At 70.7% G+C, this 15073-nt stretch carries 14 protein-coding genes and 1 tRNA gene; 7 read left to right on the top strand and 8 right to left on the bottom strand.

Annotated features, from left to right (window positions below):
- Nucleotides 1-154: 154 nt before the first annotated feature.
- The 3 genes from NL112_RS02665 to NL112_RS02655 all read left to right on the top strand — a co-directional run bounded on the left by NL112_RS02665 (nt 155) and on the right by NL112_RS02655 (nt 4038).
- Nucleotides 155-1330: a hypothetical protein gene (locus NL112_RS02665; protein ID WP_255151084.1), complete on the top strand. Its 1176-nt coding sequence runs from the start codon at nt 155-157 to the stop codon at nt 1328-1330.
- A 120-nt stretch (nt 1331-1450) separates the two neighbouring features.
- Nucleotides 1451-3247: an ABC transporter substrate-binding protein gene (locus NL112_RS02660; RefSeq protein ID WP_255151083.1), complete on the top strand. Its 1797-nt coding sequence runs from the start codon at nt 1451-1453 to the stop codon at nt 3245-3247.
- A gap of 2 nt (nt 3248-3249) precedes the next feature.
- Nucleotides 3250-4038, top strand: a complete 789-nt coding sequence (locus NL112_RS02655) for a phosphatase PAP2 family protein (RefSeq protein WP_255151082.1) — start codon at nt 3250-3252, stop codon at nt 4036-4038.
- A gap of 8 nt (nt 4039-4046) precedes the next feature.
- Here the strand turns inward: NL112_RS02655 and NL112_RS02650 are convergent, their stop codons facing one another.
- The 3 genes from NL112_RS02650 to NL112_RS02640 form a co-directional block, all read right to left on the bottom strand.
- Nucleotides 4047-4262: a hypothetical protein gene (locus NL112_RS02650; RefSeq protein ID WP_255151081.1), complete on the bottom strand. Its 216-nt coding sequence runs from the start codon at nt 4260-4262 to the stop codon at nt 4047-4049.
- A gap of 43 nt (nt 4263-4305) precedes the next feature.
- The gene (locus tag NL112_RS02645) at nt 4306-4704 is read right to left on the bottom strand and encodes an Ig-like domain-containing protein (RefSeq protein WP_255151080.1); all 399 of its coding nucleotides are present in this window, start codon (nt 4702-4704) and stop codon (nt 4306-4308) included.
- Between the two features lie 126 nt (nt 4705-4830).
- Nucleotides 4831-4903: transfer RNA gene (locus tag NL112_RS02640), tRNA-Pro, on the bottom strand.
- Nucleotides 4904-5002: 99 nt separating this feature from the next.
- Between NL112_RS02640 and NL112_RS02635 the strand changes: the two genes are divergently transcribed.
- A complete protein-coding gene (locus NL112_RS02635) occupies nt 5003-6664 on the top strand; it encodes a sensor histidine kinase (RefSeq protein WP_255151079.1) in 1662 nt (553 codons plus the stop codon).
- A gap of 1 nt (nt 6665) precedes the next feature.
- On the opposite strand, the gene NL112_RS02630 is transcribed toward NL112_RS02635, so the two are convergent.
- Complete coding sequence (locus NL112_RS02630; protein WP_255152630.1) at nt 6666-8504, bottom strand: SLC13 family permease; 1839 nt, start codon at nt 8502-8504, stop codon at nt 6666-6668.
- Between the two features lie 106 nt (nt 8505-8610).
- On the opposite strand from NL112_RS02630, the gene NL112_RS02625 reads away from it, so the two are divergent.
- Both NL112_RS02625 and NL112_RS02620 read left to right on the top strand, forming a co-directional pair.
- Complete coding sequence (locus NL112_RS02625; protein ID WP_255151078.1) at nt 8611-9246, top strand: hypothetical protein; 636 nt, start codon at nt 8611-8613, stop codon at nt 9244-9246.
- Nucleotides 9247-9294: 48 nt separating this feature from the next.
- Nucleotides 9295-9633 (top strand): hypothetical protein, encoded by a 339-nt coding sequence (locus NL112_RS02620; RefSeq protein ID WP_255151077.1) that lies wholly within the window; start codon nt 9295-9297, stop codon nt 9631-9633.
- A gap of 163 nt (nt 9634-9796) precedes the next feature.
- Here NL112_RS02620 and NL112_RS02615 read toward each other — a convergent pair whose 3' ends face one another.
- From NL112_RS02615 to NL112_RS02605, 3 genes are all read right to left on the bottom strand, one after another.
- Nucleotides 9797-11836 (bottom strand): DEAD/DEAH box helicase, encoded by a 2040-nt coding sequence (locus tag NL112_RS02615; protein ID WP_255151076.1) that lies wholly within the window; start codon nt 11834-11836, stop codon nt 9797-9799.
- Between the two features lie 46 nt (nt 11837-11882).
- Nucleotides 11883-12008, bottom strand: coding sequence for a hypothetical protein (locus NL112_RS02610; protein WP_255151075.1), 126 nt, complete (start codon nt 12006-12008; stop codon nt 11883-11885).
- Between the two features lie 68 nt (nt 12009-12076).
- A complete protein-coding gene (locus NL112_RS02605; protein WP_255151074.1) occupies nt 12077-12448 on the bottom strand; it encodes a cupin domain-containing protein in 372 nt (123 codons plus the stop codon).
- A gap of 80 nt (nt 12449-12528) precedes the next feature.
- Here NL112_RS02605 and NL112_RS02600 point away from each other — a divergent pair, with 80 nt between their 5' ends.
- A complete protein-coding gene (locus tag NL112_RS02600; RefSeq protein ID WP_255151073.1) occupies nt 12529-13728 on the top strand; it encodes a CBS domain-containing protein in 1200 nt (399 codons plus the stop codon).
- A gap of 24 nt (nt 13729-13752) precedes the next feature.
- On the opposite strand, the gene NL112_RS02595 is transcribed toward NL112_RS02600, so the two are convergent.
- Nucleotides 13753-15057 (bottom strand): PQQ-dependent sugar dehydrogenase, encoded by a 1305-nt coding sequence (locus NL112_RS02595; protein ID WP_255151072.1) that lies wholly within the window; start codon nt 15055-15057, stop codon nt 13753-13755.
- Nucleotides 15058-15073 lie beyond the last annotated feature (16 nt).

Here is a 15073-nt window from a genome sequence, read left to right as displayed (position 1 = left end):
CCCGCCGGCCTTCGGAGTCGGTCGTCTTGGCTAGACGGTGGTTACTCCGAGTCGTTCCGGATGTGGTAATTTCGACAACTAGAGGGCTTCTTCCGGCCGCTCTCCCGACCAAACGCCGGCATACTCAAATACAACCGGCCGTTACGTCGGGGCGATGCGCCAGGCGGGAGGTCGACGGCGGGCGCTCGGAAGCGCGCTCCTACTGGCGGTGCTCGTCGCCGCGTCGCTCGCGGCCGTCGCTCCCGGTGCGGCAGGCGACCACGCGGACCCCGCGGCCGCGGGCGAGGTGGCGCTGGTCGGCGTCGAGGGGCACGACGGCCAGCTCTGGCCGTACACGAGTCGCGCCCGCGCGTTCGGGACGGCGACACTCCCGGTGAACCTGCTCGTCGAGGCGGACGCCGAGACGGTCGCGCTCGTGCTCGTCGCGGACGAGAGCGACCGCTGGACCGTCGAGCACGGCGGCGAGACCCGGGAGGTCAGGGGCGCGGGCGGGGCGTGGACGGCAACCACCGGCGCGACCCGGTACAGCTACGTCGAGACCGTCGACGGCGGCCGGTGGGTGACGGAGACGCGACAGCTCCACGACGGCACGTATCTCGGGGCGCGGCTCCACGTCCGCCTCTACCAGGTCGGCACCGGCGAGAGCGCGTGGACTGCGGTGCAGGCCCACGGCGAGCACTGGGACTGGTTCCGGCTCCGTCACACAGTCGGGAGCGTCGCCGACGCCCGCTACGCGGTCGAACACGAGTTTTACGGCACCGGCGCGGTCGATACCGTCCACCGGGTTCGGGTCGGTAACGGCGGCGCGCTCGACGCCGACGGCTGGGTCACCGTCGTCGACCCGGTGGGCGGCCTGCTGGTCGCGGGGGCGCTCGTCGCCCGTCGCCGCGATGCCGTCGCCGCGTTCCGCTCGGCCGTCGCCGCGGGCACCAGACACGGCCCGCTGGCGGCGGCGTTGCTGGCGGCCCCGGTCGGCGTCAGGGCGCTCGCGGTCGCGGGCGAGACGACGCTGGCGCTAGCGCCGAAACTCGTCGCGGCTCCTGGGTATCTCGCGCTCGCCGTCGGCGTGCCGCTCGTCGCGGCCCGACTCGGCCGTCACCGTCGCCCGGGCGAGGCGTTCGCCGTCGCGGCGGCCACGCTCGGCGTCGGGTTCTGCCTCGACTACGCGCTACTCGGCGTCACGCGGCTCCCGCTTGCCGTCGTCGGCCACCGGGTCGCGCTGGTCGTCGGCGTCGGCCTGCTCGCCGCGGGCGCGCCCGGCCGCTCCCGTCGCTCGCTGGCCGGCGCGGGCGTCTGGGTCGCCGCGCTCGCGTGGGCGCTGGTCGGCTGACGCCCGGTAAGCCGGGCGAACGCGGCGACGAGGGGGGTAAGGTGTGTGTAATAACCACGGGTGAGCCGCCAAGGGGGGAGACGCGACGAGCGGTCGCGCGGCCGCTCGCGCCCGCCACTCATGGTACACGACGACGCTCCGGGGGGTCGTGCCGGCCCGAGCCGCCGGCGACTGCTCGCGGCCGCCGGCTCGGGAGCCGTCGCCGCCACCGCCGGCTGTAGTCGCGAGATGCGCTCGCTCGTCTCCCGGCAAGAGCCCACACAGCTGTCGCTGACGGTGAAAGCGCCCCCCGCAGACGCCGACCCGTGGGCGTTGCGCATCGCCCGCTCGCTCGTCGACCACCTCGACGCGGTCGGCGTCGACGCGACGCTCACGCCCGTCGCGCCGGAGGCACTGTTGCGCGACGTGCTCGTGAACCAGCGGTTCGACTGCTACGTCGCCCGCTTCCCTGCCTGGACCGACCCCGACTACCTCCGCGGCCTGCTCCACTCGCGGTTCGCCGCGGAGCCGGGCTGGCAGAACCCCTTCGGCTACGCCGACCTCGACGTCGACGAACTGCTGGTACGCCAGCGCCGCGAGTCGGGCACGGCACGCGACCGCACGCTCACCGCGGTCCAGGAGGCGGTCGTCCGCGACCAGCCGTTCTCGGTCGTCGCCTGCCCCGACGACATCCACGCCGTCCGCGCGGACCGCTACCGCGGCTGGGAGCGTGCGCCCGTCCACTCGCCGCTCGGCTATCTCCGGCTCGACGCCGTCGACCCCCTGGAGGCCGGCCCCCTGCGGGTCACGCTCGCCGACGCCCGCCCCACGGAGAACCTCAACCCGCTGGCCGCGGAGTTCCGCGCGGACGGCACCGTCACCGGCCTGCTGTACGATTCCATCGGCCGGTGGATGGGGAGCCGGGTCCGCCCGTGGCTCGCCGAGTCGTGGACGTGGTCGCTCCCCCCGACCGCCGACGGGCCGGTGGCGACCGTCAGGCTCCGCGAGGGGCTGGCGTGGCACGACGGCACCCGGCTGACGGCGAGCGACGCCGCGTTCACCTACCGGTTCCTCGCGGACACCTCGCTCGACCGACTCGACAGCCCCGTCCCTGCGCCCCGGTTCCGCGGTCGCGAGTCGCTCGTCGCCGAGGCGACCGCCCTCGACGACCGCACCCTGCGGCTGGCGTTCGTGCCGAGTTCGCGGGCCGTCGCGGCCCGCGCGTTGACGGTGCCGGTCCTGCCCGAGCACGTCTGGCGCACGAAAGCCGACCAGGCCACCGTCGCCGGCGTCGACACGGGCGGCGCGGTGACGAAGGCGCTCGTCTGGAGCAACCCCGACCCCGTAGGGAGCGGCCCGCTCCGGGTGGCACGGCGCCGCCCGGCGGAGTCGCTGCTGCTCGAACGGAACGCCGACCACTTCCTCGACGACGACCCCTCCGCCACCCACTTCGAGGAGGTCGCCGGCGGCTTCGACGGCCCGGGGCTCGCCTTTACGGTCGTCCCGTCGAGCGGCGCCGCGGTCGAGTTGGTCGGGGCCGGCGAGGCCGACGCTACCGCATCGAGCGTGACGCCCACGGACGTTCCTCGCATCGGCCGCTCCGATGCCGTCGACCTGCTGGTCGACCAGCCGCGCTCGTTCTACCACGTCGGCTACAACCTCCGCCGGGGCGCACTGAGCAGCCCCCGGTTCCGCCGCGGGGTCGCTCGCCTGCTCGACAAGCGCCATCTCGTCCGCGACGTGTTCGGCGGCTACGCCGTCCCGGCGGTCAGCCCCCTTTCCCGCCACGACGCGCTCGCCCCCGAGTTCGTGTGGACCGGCGACGACCCCACGTTCCCGTTCCCCGGTTCGGCCGGGCGACTCGACGCCGACCGCGCCCGCGAACTGTTCCGCGAGGCCGGCTACCGGTACGACGACGGGGCACTGGTCGTCCCGTAGCGATGCTTCTTCTCGCCTCCGTCGCCACGCTCGTGGGCTGTGTGCTCCTGTTGCACGTCGCCGCAGGGCTGTGGTGTGTCGGACCGACTCGGCTCCGGGGCGACCGCTCGCTCGCCGCCCGCCTCCGCGAGGTGGGACCGTATCTCGCGGGCCTCGGGGTCGTCCTCGGCGTCAACCGGGTCGTCCGGGAACTCGTTCCGGAGTTGTCGTGGGTCGTCGGCTGGAACGTCACCGGCCTCATCTACCGCATCGAGGGCGGGTCGGTCGCCGTGCTCCAGTCGGTTGCCACGCCGTGGCTCACGGCGCTTCTGGCCGCGGCGTACCTCGTCGGCTACGTCTTCCTGCTCACGTTCCCGTTCGTCGCCTACCTCACGCTCCCGGAGGCGACGACGCTCAAGCGCGTCGCCGTCGCGTACGCCGCCAACTACACGCTCGGCCTCGTCTGTTACCTCCTGTTCATCGCGTACGGCCCCCGGAACCTCGTCCCCGGGACCGTCGAACCGTTGCTGTACGAGGCGTTCCCGCGGGCGCAACTGCTCACGAGCCAGGTCAACACCAACACCAACGCCTTCCCGTCGCTCCACACCTCGCTGTCGGTCACGGCCGCGGCGTTCGCGTGGCGGACCCGACGGCGCTACCCGCGGTGGGCGGCCGTCGCCGTTCCGCTCGCCGCCGGAGTCGTCGTCTCGACGATGTATCTCGGCATCCACTGGGCGATGGACGTCATCGCGGGCGCTCTGCTGGCGGCGGTCAGCGTCGCACTGGCGGACCGGCTGGTCGAGAGGGCCTGAGACGGACGCTATCCGACGTACTGCATGAGGACCATCCATCCCACCGCGACCAGTCCGACCAGGAGAAACGCCACGGCGAAGAACGCGCCCTCGCTTCCCAGCACGGCCGAGAGGCCGAACACGTCGGTTCGATTGAGATACCCGAGGCCGAAGAAGATGCCGACCACGACCGCGCCGGCTCCGAGTCGCATCCCGAGGTCCTTCAGGAACGCGTCGAGTGACACGTCGGAGCGTGGAGCGGGGGACGGAAAAGCCGGTCGCATCGGCTCACGACCGGGACGCGTTCGGGGCCGTCGCCTCGGTCGTGTACCCCATCGTCCCCTCGGCGTGGAGCACGAACTGGACCCCTATCGCGGTCGTGTCGCCGTCGACGTACTCCGCGAGGTCGACGTGGACCTGCTGGCCGTCCGCCCGGAAGCGGACGACGTACCGACCCGGCTCCTCGACGGGGGACGCGATTCGGCGCGTCGCCCGCCCGGCACCGAGCCGATAGGCGTCGGCGAACGCCGGTTCGCCGCCGTCGGTGATGCGGACCGCGACATCGTGTGGCTCGTCGCGCTCGCTGACGAGCCGTATCCAGGCGACCCGCGACTGCGGTGGCCGAGCGGAGAGACACCCGCCGAACGACAGGCCGACAGCGGTCGCGAACAGCGTCCGTCGGTGCATTGGGACGACGGCGTCCCCCGGACGGGAATAGCCGTCGGAGGGTCAAACCGGCGCTTCAGTCCCGCCGCTCTCGCGTCCGGAAGTCGAACGGTGCAAACCGAGAGCCGCGAAATCCGTATAAGTGGATGGGACCGCCCGGATTTGAACCGGGGTCACGGGCACCCAAGGCCCGAAGTATACCATGCTAACCCACGGTCCCGCGTCCGGAGGAAACCGACGGGCGGGTGAAAGCGTTTCGCTCGCGCCCGAACGGTGTGGGTACCTATAGAGTGAAGTGCTAAGGTAATGGATAGTTACTGTGGCTACGTACATGGGGCTGGACCCGTGGTTCGTCGCGTACGTCGGTGCGTTCGGGCTCTCGGCGCTGGCGTGTTTCGTCGGCATCCGGTGGACGTTCGGCATCGAGGACGCGGACACGCGGCGAGGGCTGGCGGGCCTGCTGGCGCTCAGTGGCGTCTGGGCGCTCGCGCAGGTAGCGTTCCTGACGCTCCCGACGGTGTCGCTCCGTCTCGCGGCCTACTACGTCGGGTTGACCGTCGGGTTCGCCACCGTCGGCGCGTGGCTCTACTTCTGTTCGGCGTACACCGGGCGGAGCCTCCACCGGGTACCGGCCTACCGGCAGGCGGCACTGGGGGTGTTCCTGGCCGTACTGGCGGTGAAGTACACCAACCCGCTTCACGGCTACTACTTCACGACGGCGACGGCGACGATGCCGTTCCCCCATCTCGCTATCGAGCACGGCCTGTTCCACTGGCTGGCGATGGGGCTGGCGTACGCGCTGTCGGCTGTCGGGTTTTTCATGCTGTTCGAACTGTTCGCACAGACCGACATCGACGCCGGGCCGCTGGTCGTGCTCGTCGGCCTGCTCGGGTTGCCGGTGGTGGCGAACGTCGCGGCCCTGCGTCTGCCGTGGCTCGTGGAGACGACCCACGAACCGCTCGCAGTCGCCGTGTTCGCCGTCGGGACGCTCGCGCTGTTCGACGGCCGGTTCGAGACGGTGCGTCTCGCCGGCAACGTCGACGACCCCGTGGTGGTGCTCGACCGTAACGACGGAGTCAGGCAGTTCAACGCCGCCGCCCGCGAGACGTTTCCGGAACTCCGGGGCGCGGTCGGCGAGTCGTTCGAGCGCACGTTGCCGGCGGTGGCGGCCCATCTCGACGACGAGGACGACCGGGTCGTCGAACTGGACCGGGACGGCGAGACCCGCTACTACATGGTGTCGTCGAACCCGTTCCGGGCCGATTCCTCGACCGGCGGCCGGATGGTGCTTGCGACCGACGTGACCCGGACCCAGCGGTACCAGAACGAGATAGAGCGGAAGAACGAGCGGCTCAGCCAGTTCGCCAGCGTCGTCTCCCACGACCTGCGGAACCCGCTCAACGTCGCGCAGGGACGCGTCGAGATGGAGCGGGGCCGACGCGACAGCGAGAACCTCGAACTCGCGGCCGGGTCGCTCGACCGGATGGAGCGGCTCATCGAGTCGGTGCTGACGCTGGCCCGCGAGGGCGAGGACATCGGCGACCTCGAACCGGTCACGCTGGCGGCCGTCGCCGAGGCGGCGTGGCAGCACGTGGATGCACCCGCGGCGACGTTAGAGGTGGACACGAACGGACGGTTCGACGCCGACGAGATTCGGCTCCAGCAGTTGCTGGAGAACCTGTTTCGCAACAGCGTCGAACACGGCGGCGACGACACCACCGTCAGCGTGGGGATGCTCGCCGGCCGCGACGGTTTCTACGTCGCGGACGACGGCTCCGGCGTCCCGGCCGACGAGCGCGAGTCGGTGTTCGAGTTCGGCCACACGAACGGCGACGGGAGCGGCCTCGGACTCACCATCGTCCGGACCATCGCGGAGGCTCACGGCTGGGAGGTGTCGGTGACCGACGCCGACTCGGGCGGCGCTCGGTTCGAGTTCACGGGCGTCGAGACCGTCGCCCCGGGCGCCACCGAGGCGGCCTGACCTACGGCGTCACGCCGTACAGCACCGCGATGCCGAGCGTCGTGACGACGGTGAACACCAGTTGGAGCGGCGCGCCCACCTTCAGGTAGTCGGTGAACCGGTAGCCGCCCGGCCCGTACACGAACAGGTTCGTCTGGTAGCCGACGGGCGTCATGAACGCCGTCGAGGCGGCGAACGTCACCGCGAGGATGAACGCGAACACGCTGGCGCCCAACTGGACGGCGGCGTCGGCGGCCACCGGCACCATCAGCACGACGGCGGCGTTGTTGGAGACGATGTTCGTCAGCACCGCCGTCACCGCGTACATCAGCGCGAGCACGCCGAGCACGGGGAGCGTGCCCGAACTCGCCACCAGCAGTTCCGCAAGCAGGTCCGCACCGCCCGTCGCCTCCAGCGCGATGCCAAGCGGGATGACGCCCGCCAGAAGGAAGATGACGTCCCACTGGACGGCGTCGTACACCTCAGTCGGCTTCAGACAGCCCGTCAGCACCATCCCCAGCGCCCCCGCCAGCGCCGCGACGACGATGGGAACCGGCGTCAGCGCCGCGACGCCGACCACCGAGAGGATGAGGCCGACGGCGACCGGTATCTTCGACTCGCGGTACTCCGGGCGCTCGACCTCCTGAGCGACGATGAAGTTGCGGTTGTTGTTGAGGCGGTCGATGGAGTCGCCCGTCGCCTGCACGAGCAGGGTGTCACCCACGCGCAGTTGCATCCGGTCCATCCGCTTGCGGACGAGTTCGGGGCCGCGCCGCACCGCAAGCACCGTCGCGTCGTAGCGCTGGCGGAAGTTGGTGGAGGCGAGCGACTCGCTGACGAGGAAGGACCCGGGCGCGATGACCACCTCGACGAGGTTCTGTCCTCGTTCGGCCTGCTCGAGTTCGTCCTCGTCGACGGTGACGTCCGGCAGGAGGTCCAGCCCCTCCGCGTCGAGCAACTCGACGAGCGTGTCGCGGTCGGTGCGAATCGCGAAAATGTCGCCGGCCTGAATCGTCTTCGGTCCGAGCGGTTCGAGGAACACCTCCTCGCCCCGGATGAGTTGGACGAGGTCGACGTCGAAGTCGGTCTCCTGGAGCGCCGACTGCACCGTGTCGCCGACGATGGGCGAGTCCTCGCGCACGACCACTTCGGTGAGGTAGTCGGCCATCTCGAACTCCTCGGTGAGGTCCTCGCGGGGTTCGATGCGCTCGGGCGTCAGCCAGCGGCCGACGGTCATCAGGTACGCGACGCCGGCGACCCCGACGACCGCACCCAGCGCCGTGAACTCGAACATGCCGAACGGGCGGCCGAGGAACTCCGGTCGGGAGGCGATTTCGCTGGCGAGGATGTTCGTCGACGTGCCGATGAGCGTCAGCGTCCCGCCGAACATCGACGCGAAGGACAGCGGCATCAGCAGTTTCGAGGGTGAGGTCTTACCCTCGTGGGCGAGGTCCGTCACCATCGGCAACAGGATGGCGACGGCGGCGGTGTTGTTGATGAACCCGGAGATGGGCGAGACGACGCCGATTATCGCCCCGAGTTGCCGCGACTCGCTGTCGCCGGTGAACGCGGCTATCTTCCGCCCGAGAATCTGGACGACGCCCGTCCGTTGGACGCCCGCCGAGAGGACGAACATCGCCAGCACGGTGATGGTCGCCTGCGATGCGAACCCGGAGATGCCCTGCTCGGCCGTGACGGGAGCCACTGGCGCGGCGAGCAGGCCCGCGTCGGCCAGCGCCGTCGTCACCGGCCCCAGCAACATCAGCGTCACCATCACCCCGATGGCGGTGATGTCGATGGGCACCGGCTCCAGCGCGAACAGTACCAGCGCCGCGAGGATGACCGCGAACACGACGAGCATCCCCGCGGTTATCTCCGGAAGCGCCACACTCCGGGGTCGCCGCCGGATGGCAAAAAGCTCCCGCCGACGGCTCAACCTTTTTGCTCCCGCCGCTCGGTGACCACCCATGGCACTGGGGGAGTGGACGCTGTGGCTGCATATCGCCGCCGGCGTCGTCGCCGTCGCCGCGGGCGTGGGAGCACTCGCCACCACGAAGGGCGGGACGTGGCACCGGCGCGCGGGCAAACTGTTCGTCGCGTCGATGGCCGCAGTCGTCGCCACGACGTTGCTCCTGTTGGCGGTCGCCCCCTCCGGATTCCGCGTATTCCTCGCGCTGGTGGCGGTGTTCAGCGGCTACCTCGCCTTCTCGGGCTACCGGGTGCTCGCCCGCAAGCGCCCCGACGACGGTCCCAAAGGGGTGGACTGGGCCGCCGCCCTCCTCGCCGCCGTCGCCTCGCTCGCGCTCGGCGGGTGGGGGGCGCTCCGCCTGCTGGAGGGGGGCACGTTCGGCGTCGTGATGGTCGCGTTCGGCGGCATCGGCGTCGCCTTCGGCGCGGGCGACCTGTGGCTGTTCCGGTCCGGCGGGACGGACGCGTGGCTGGTGACCCACCTCCAGCGGATGCTCGCGGCGTTCATCGCCACCGTGAGTGCGGTGTCGGCGGTCAACCTCACGGCGCAGATGGGCGTGCTCGCGTGGCTGTGGCCGACGCTCGTCGGGGTGCCGCTCATCGCCTACTGGTCGCAGAAGTACGAGCGGGACTGACCGGGCGCCCGAACCGCTTTTGGGCCGCGCACTCTCACGCCCGGCCGTATGACCGTCCCCGCAGTCGCGTTCGCCGTCCTCCTTCCGGCCGCGGCCGTCGCCACCGGCCTCGTGTACGCCGACACCCGCCGCCGGTCGTTCCCCCCGACCGCCCGCCGCGCGTGGACCGGTGCCGTCGCGCTCGTCAGCGTCGGCGGGTTCTTCGCGGCGTTCACCTTCGACAGCGAACTCGCGGCGGCGTACCACCTGTTCACGGGCCGCCCGGTGGTCGTCACGTCGCCGCTGGCGCTGCTGTTCGGCCTCTCGCTCGTCGGCCTCGTCACGACGGCGGCCGCCGTACTCGCGTACGGCGTCGGCAGTCGGTACGGGCCGCTGGCCGCCGGGTGAGCCGGACCGCGCTCCGCCGCGCGGCTCCCTCCGGTCGCGTCAAGGTGGCCTCCCTCCGGTCGCGTCAAGGTGGCCTCCCTCCGGTCGCGTCCCCTACTCCTCGCGGGTCGTCGCTACGCTCCTCCCCGCTCGGGTTTACGAGGGCTCCCTTCGGTCGCCCTCGCTACTCCTCCTCCATCAACTCGAGGTCCGCGACGATCTCGTAGGGGTGGCTCCCCTTGCGGACGCCGTCGAGCATCACGAACGCCTCGTCGGGCGCGAGGAAGTGGCGACAGACGGCGCGGCCGAGGTCGGTCGGCTCCAGTCCGTCGATGAAGCCGAACTCCAGCAGTTTGCCCAGCGCGTGTTTCGTCGGCACCTCGCCGACCATCCGCTCGTTGAGATGTTTGGCGCGCTTCCCGCCGACGACGAGGTTGGCGAGCGTCTCTTCGACGGCCGACGACTCGTCGTAGCGGGTCGTCACCGACTCCATCTCGCCTTTCAGGAGTTTGAACGCCACCTCGTCTTCGGTCATCTCCTGGGAGCCGTGGTACGACCCCTCGGGTTCGACGAGCAGGTAGACGGTCCCCTCGTCGTGGTAGTCCGGGCGGCCCGCGCGGCCGAGCATCTGCTCGAACTCCTGGACGGTGAGCCACTCGATGCCCATCGCCAGCGAGTCGAATATCACCTGCGAGGCGGGGAAGTCGACGCCCGCCGCGAGCGCCGCGGTGGTGACGACCGCCGCCAGGTCCTGGTCGCCGAACATCCGCTCGACCTTCTTCCGACGGCCGTAGTCGAGGCCGGCGTGGTAGGCGGCGGCGTCGTACTCCAGTTTGCGAGCGATTTCGTGACAGCGCCGCCGCGAGTTGGTGAAGATGATGGTCTGCCCGCGATACCCCTTGCTCGATTTGGTGTCGAACGCCCGCTTGACGAGGCGGTTCTCGATGCGGGGTTTCTCTTGGCCGTCGGCGAACGTGACGTGGCGCTCGATGGGGACCGGCCGCTCCTCGAACTCCACGAGGTTCGCGCCGAGTTGCCCGGCCAACTGCTCGGGGTTGCCCACCGTCGCCGAGAGGTATATCCACTGGGTGCGCTGGTTGCGGACCTCGGTGTAGTGTTTGAGCCGCGAAATCAGGCCGTCGAGGCGGTGGCCCCGCTCCTGCTCGCCGAGGGTGTGGACCTCGTCGATGACGACGGTGCCGATGTGGCCGAGGTCCTTCCCCGTCCGCAGGGCGTGGTCGATGCCCTCGTAGGTGCCGACGATGACGTCCGCGCCGGGGTCGAACCGGTTGCCGTCGTCGTTGATGCGCGAGGCGCCGACGCGGATGGTCACGTTCGCGATGTCGCCGTAGCGGTCCTGGAAATCCTCGTGTTTCTGGTTGGCCAGCGCCACCAGCGGGACGAGAAACAGCATCTTCCCCTGGTCGTTGAGCACGCGGTCGAGCCCGGCCATCTCGCCGACGAGCGTCTTCCCCGTCGCGGTCGCGGAGACGACCATCTGGTCGCGCCCCTCGAGCGCGCCGTTCTCGACGGCGAGACTCTGGACCGGAAGCAGGGTGTCGAACCGCGCCTCCAGTTTCGACTGGATGCCCGGATGGAGGTTCAGCCCCTCCGTCGGCACCGGGTCTATCTCGTCGGTCGTCGCGGAGATGGTGTCGAACTTCGTCAACTCGGGGTCGAGTTGGCCCGACAGGAGATTCAGGATGCGCTCGAGGTCCTGCACCTCAAGCAGGAGCTCCTTCAGTCGGTCCTTCGCGCCCGACCGCAGGCCCCGGAAGTTCGCCTCGCGGTCGAGTTCCTCGTACGCGCAGTCAGGACATATCTGCTCATCGTCCGCTTCGATGGCCGTCCCGGAGGTGAGCGGCGAGTACCGCCCCGCGTTCGCACAGTAGCGGCAGGTGCGGACGGCCTTCGTCTTGTCGTCGAGTTGGTAGCCCGACAGCATCGCCCGCAGGCGGTCGCGCTGGCCGCGGGACGTCTGCTCGGAGATGCGGATGCGGGTCGCCCGCCGCGCTATCTCGACGAACTCGTCGGGTTGACGGGGAATCTCGTCGTCGCCGTCCTTCACGCGCAACCGGGCGGGACGGGGGCCCGCGTCCGTCTCCTTCAACTCGAGGCGGCCGCGCATCACCCGCTCGCCGTCCCGCTGGACGACCACCGTGAAGTCGCCGTCCTGCCGCTCGTGGAGAAAGAGCGTGTCGACGGCGGCGACCTGCTGAGACACACCAGACGGTGGGCGACGGCGCTACTTCAGTCGCTCGAAAGCCCCGTCAGGGGGCCGGCACGGGCGTCCCCGGGCCCGACTCCTCCTCGTCGCGGGGGTCGCCGTCCGAGAGGATGGCGTCCCGGATGCGGTCGAACACGGAGTCGCCGGCCCGGTAGACGGCTCGGACCATGTAGAACCGTTACGGTTCCACGACCTTGTACGTTACTCCGTGACACACCAGCGGTCGACCGCCGACGGTCATCCCTCGTCCACGAGGTCGATGCTGTCGTCACCCGTCGGCACCGCACAGACGAACGCGCCCGACTCGTCCGACTCGTTGCGGTACCAGTGGACGGTGCCCGCGGGGATGTGGAGCGAGTCGCCCGCCGAGACGACGTGTTCGTCGTCGCCGAGGCCGACGACGTACTCCCCCTCGAGGACGTACTGTTCGTGTTCTATCTCGTTCGTGTGTTTCGGCACCTCGGCGCCGGGGTCCAGCACGAACCGGCGGATGGCGAGGGTGGGCGCGCCGTGCTCCTCGCCCACGAGCACGCCCTTGTGCAGGCCGTCGGCGGCTTCGACCGGCTCGTAGCTCACGTCGCTCGCGCGTCGCACCAGCGGGTCGCTCATGGCCGGCGGTACGCGCCCACCGGACAAAAACGGTCGCGTCGGCCGCCGACGCTTAAGTCGGTCCGGTGCCTAGTTCGCCTATGCGAAGCTACCGTATCGGGAGGCTGTTCGGCATCCCGATAGAGCTGGACCTGACGTTCCTCGTGGTCCTGCCGCTGTTCGCCTACCTCATCGGGTCGAGCGTCGGCACGTACGCCGAGCTACTGAACGAGCAGTTCGGCGCGGGCCTCGACGTGGCGGCACTGTCGGGCGACCCGGTCGTCGCGTTCACGCTGGGGGCGCTGGCGGCCGTCGGCCTGTTCGTCGGCGTCGTCCTCCACGAACTCGGTCACTCGCTGGTGGCGATGCGGTTCGGCTTCCCCATCGCCTCCATCACGCTGTGGCTGTTCGGCGGCGTCGCCCAACTGTCGGAGATGCCCGAAGACTGGAAGCAGGAACTGTACATCGCGCTGGCCGGCCCCGCCGTCAGCGTCGCGCTCGGCGTCGTCTCGTACGGCGCGTTCACGCTCGTCGACCCGAACGGGTCGGCGTTGCTCGCGGGCACCCGGTTCCTGCTGGGGTATCTCGCGCTGATGAACGTCGTCCTCGCGGTGTTCAACCTGCTTCCCGGCTTCCCGATGGACGGCGGGCGCGTCCTCCGGGCGCTCCTCGCGCGGACCCGCCCCTACGCGCGGGCGACCCAGCTCGCCGCCGAGGTCGGCAAACTGTTCGCCATCCTGCTGGGCCTGTTCGGGCTGTTCGGCGGCGGCGGCCTCTTTCTCGTCGCCATCGCCTTCTTCATCTACATCGGCGCTTCCTCGGAGGCCCAGCAGACGATGATGAAAGCCGCGTTCGAGGGGGTCGTCGTCCGGGACGTGATGACGCCCCGCGAGGAGGTGAAGGCGGTCGCACCCGACACCTCCGTCGCGGACCTCGTCGAGCGGATGTTCCGCGAGCGCCACACCGGCTACCCCGTGCTCGACGCCGGGCGCGTCGTCGGCGTCGTCACGCTGTCGGACGCGCAGTCGGTCGACGAGGTGGAGCGTGACGCGTTCACCGTCGAGGAGGTGATGACGCGGGAACTGGAGACCATCGGCCCCGACGAGGACGCCATCGACGCGCTCCAGCGGATGCAGTCGACCGGCGTGGGCCGCCTGCTCGTCATGGACGGCGAGGACCTCGTCGGCATCATCTCGCGGACCGACCTGATGACCGCGCTGGACATCGTCCGCGAGAGCGGGTCGCTCCAGGCGGAAAACCGCGACCCCGAGACGATGGCCTCCTCCGACCGCCCGGCCTGACGCTCCGGGCGCGTCATCCGCTGGCTACGCCGGAACGATTCGGTGCAGTCCTCCGTCGCCCTCGCTCCCGAGGCCCAGCACGTACAGGTCGCCGTCCGGGCCGCGTCCGAACGACAGCAGGCGGTCGAGTTTTCCGCCGCCCTCGGTGATGGGTACCACGTGGGTCGGCCACAGGCCTTCGTCGGCGGGTGTGGCGGCGAACAGCCGGCCGCCGGCGTTCAGGTCGCCGAACACGTAGTCGCCGCCGAGACCCGACAGCGCCGACCCCCGATACACGTAGCCGCCGATGACGGAGACGCCGCTGACTCCGCCGCCCGAGTGGGGGTACTCGACGACCGGGTCGCGCAGGGGCTCGCCGCCACGGACGGGCGCGGTGTCGGGGCAGTCGTCGGCCCCGTAACAGTGGGTTCCCTCCTTGACGTTCCAGCCGTAGTTGCCGCCCCGCTCGACGCGGCTCACCTCCTCGTAGGCGCTCTGCCCCACGTCCGCGACGTAGAGGGCCTCGCGGTCGAAACTGAACCGCCACGGGTTGCGGAACCCCCAGGCGTACTGTTCGTCCAGCCCCTCGCGCCCGACCAGCGGGTTCGAGTCGGGGACGGCGTACGGGTCGCCGCCGTCCACGTCGATGCGGAGCACGCTCCCCAGCAGGTTCTCGGTCACGTCCTGTCCGTTGCCGCCGGGGACGGCGTCGTACCAGTCGTCGACGTGGCCGGTCCCGCGATCGCCGCCCGCGCCGCCGTCGCCGACGCCGACGTACAGGTAGCCGTCCGGGCCGAAGGCGAGAGAGCCGGCGTTGTGGTTCCCCTGCGGTTCCGGTATCTCCAGTATCGTCCGCTCGCTGTCCGGGTCGGCGGTCCGGCCGTCGGCCGTCACCGCGAACGACGCGAGGACGAACGTGTGGCTGTAGCCGTCGGGCGTCCCCGCCCGCGGCGGGGCGCTGTACCGGACGAACAGCCGCCGGTCGTCGGGAAAGTCGGGGTGGAGTGCGACGCCGAGCAGGCCCTTCTCGCCGCCCGCCGTCACCGCGTCCCGGAGGTCGAGCAACGGCGTCTCGCGCAGGCCGCCGGACTCGTGGACGCGCACCACGCCGGGCTGTTCGGCCACGTAGCGGCGGCCGCCGGCGAACACGACGTCCAGCGGCGCGCGAAGGCCGGTCGCCAGCGTCTCCAGACCGACTCCTCTGGGGCCGTCGCCGTCCGTCGGTGTGTCGTCGGGCGTGTCGCCGGGCGTGCCGTCGCCGGTGGTCGTCGGCTGGCTCGCGGGGAGCGTACAGCCCGAGAGCGCCGCCGTGCCGCCGGCCGCACACGCGAGGAACGTCCGTCGGTCCATACGTCGCGTACGGGAA

It is taken from the genome of Halorarius halobius, assembly GCF_024298865.1.
GTDB lineage: Archaea > Halobacteriota > Halobacteria > Halobacteriales > Haloarculaceae > Halorarius > Halorarius halobius.
This window is presented reverse-complemented; position numbering and strand designations above follow the sequence as displayed.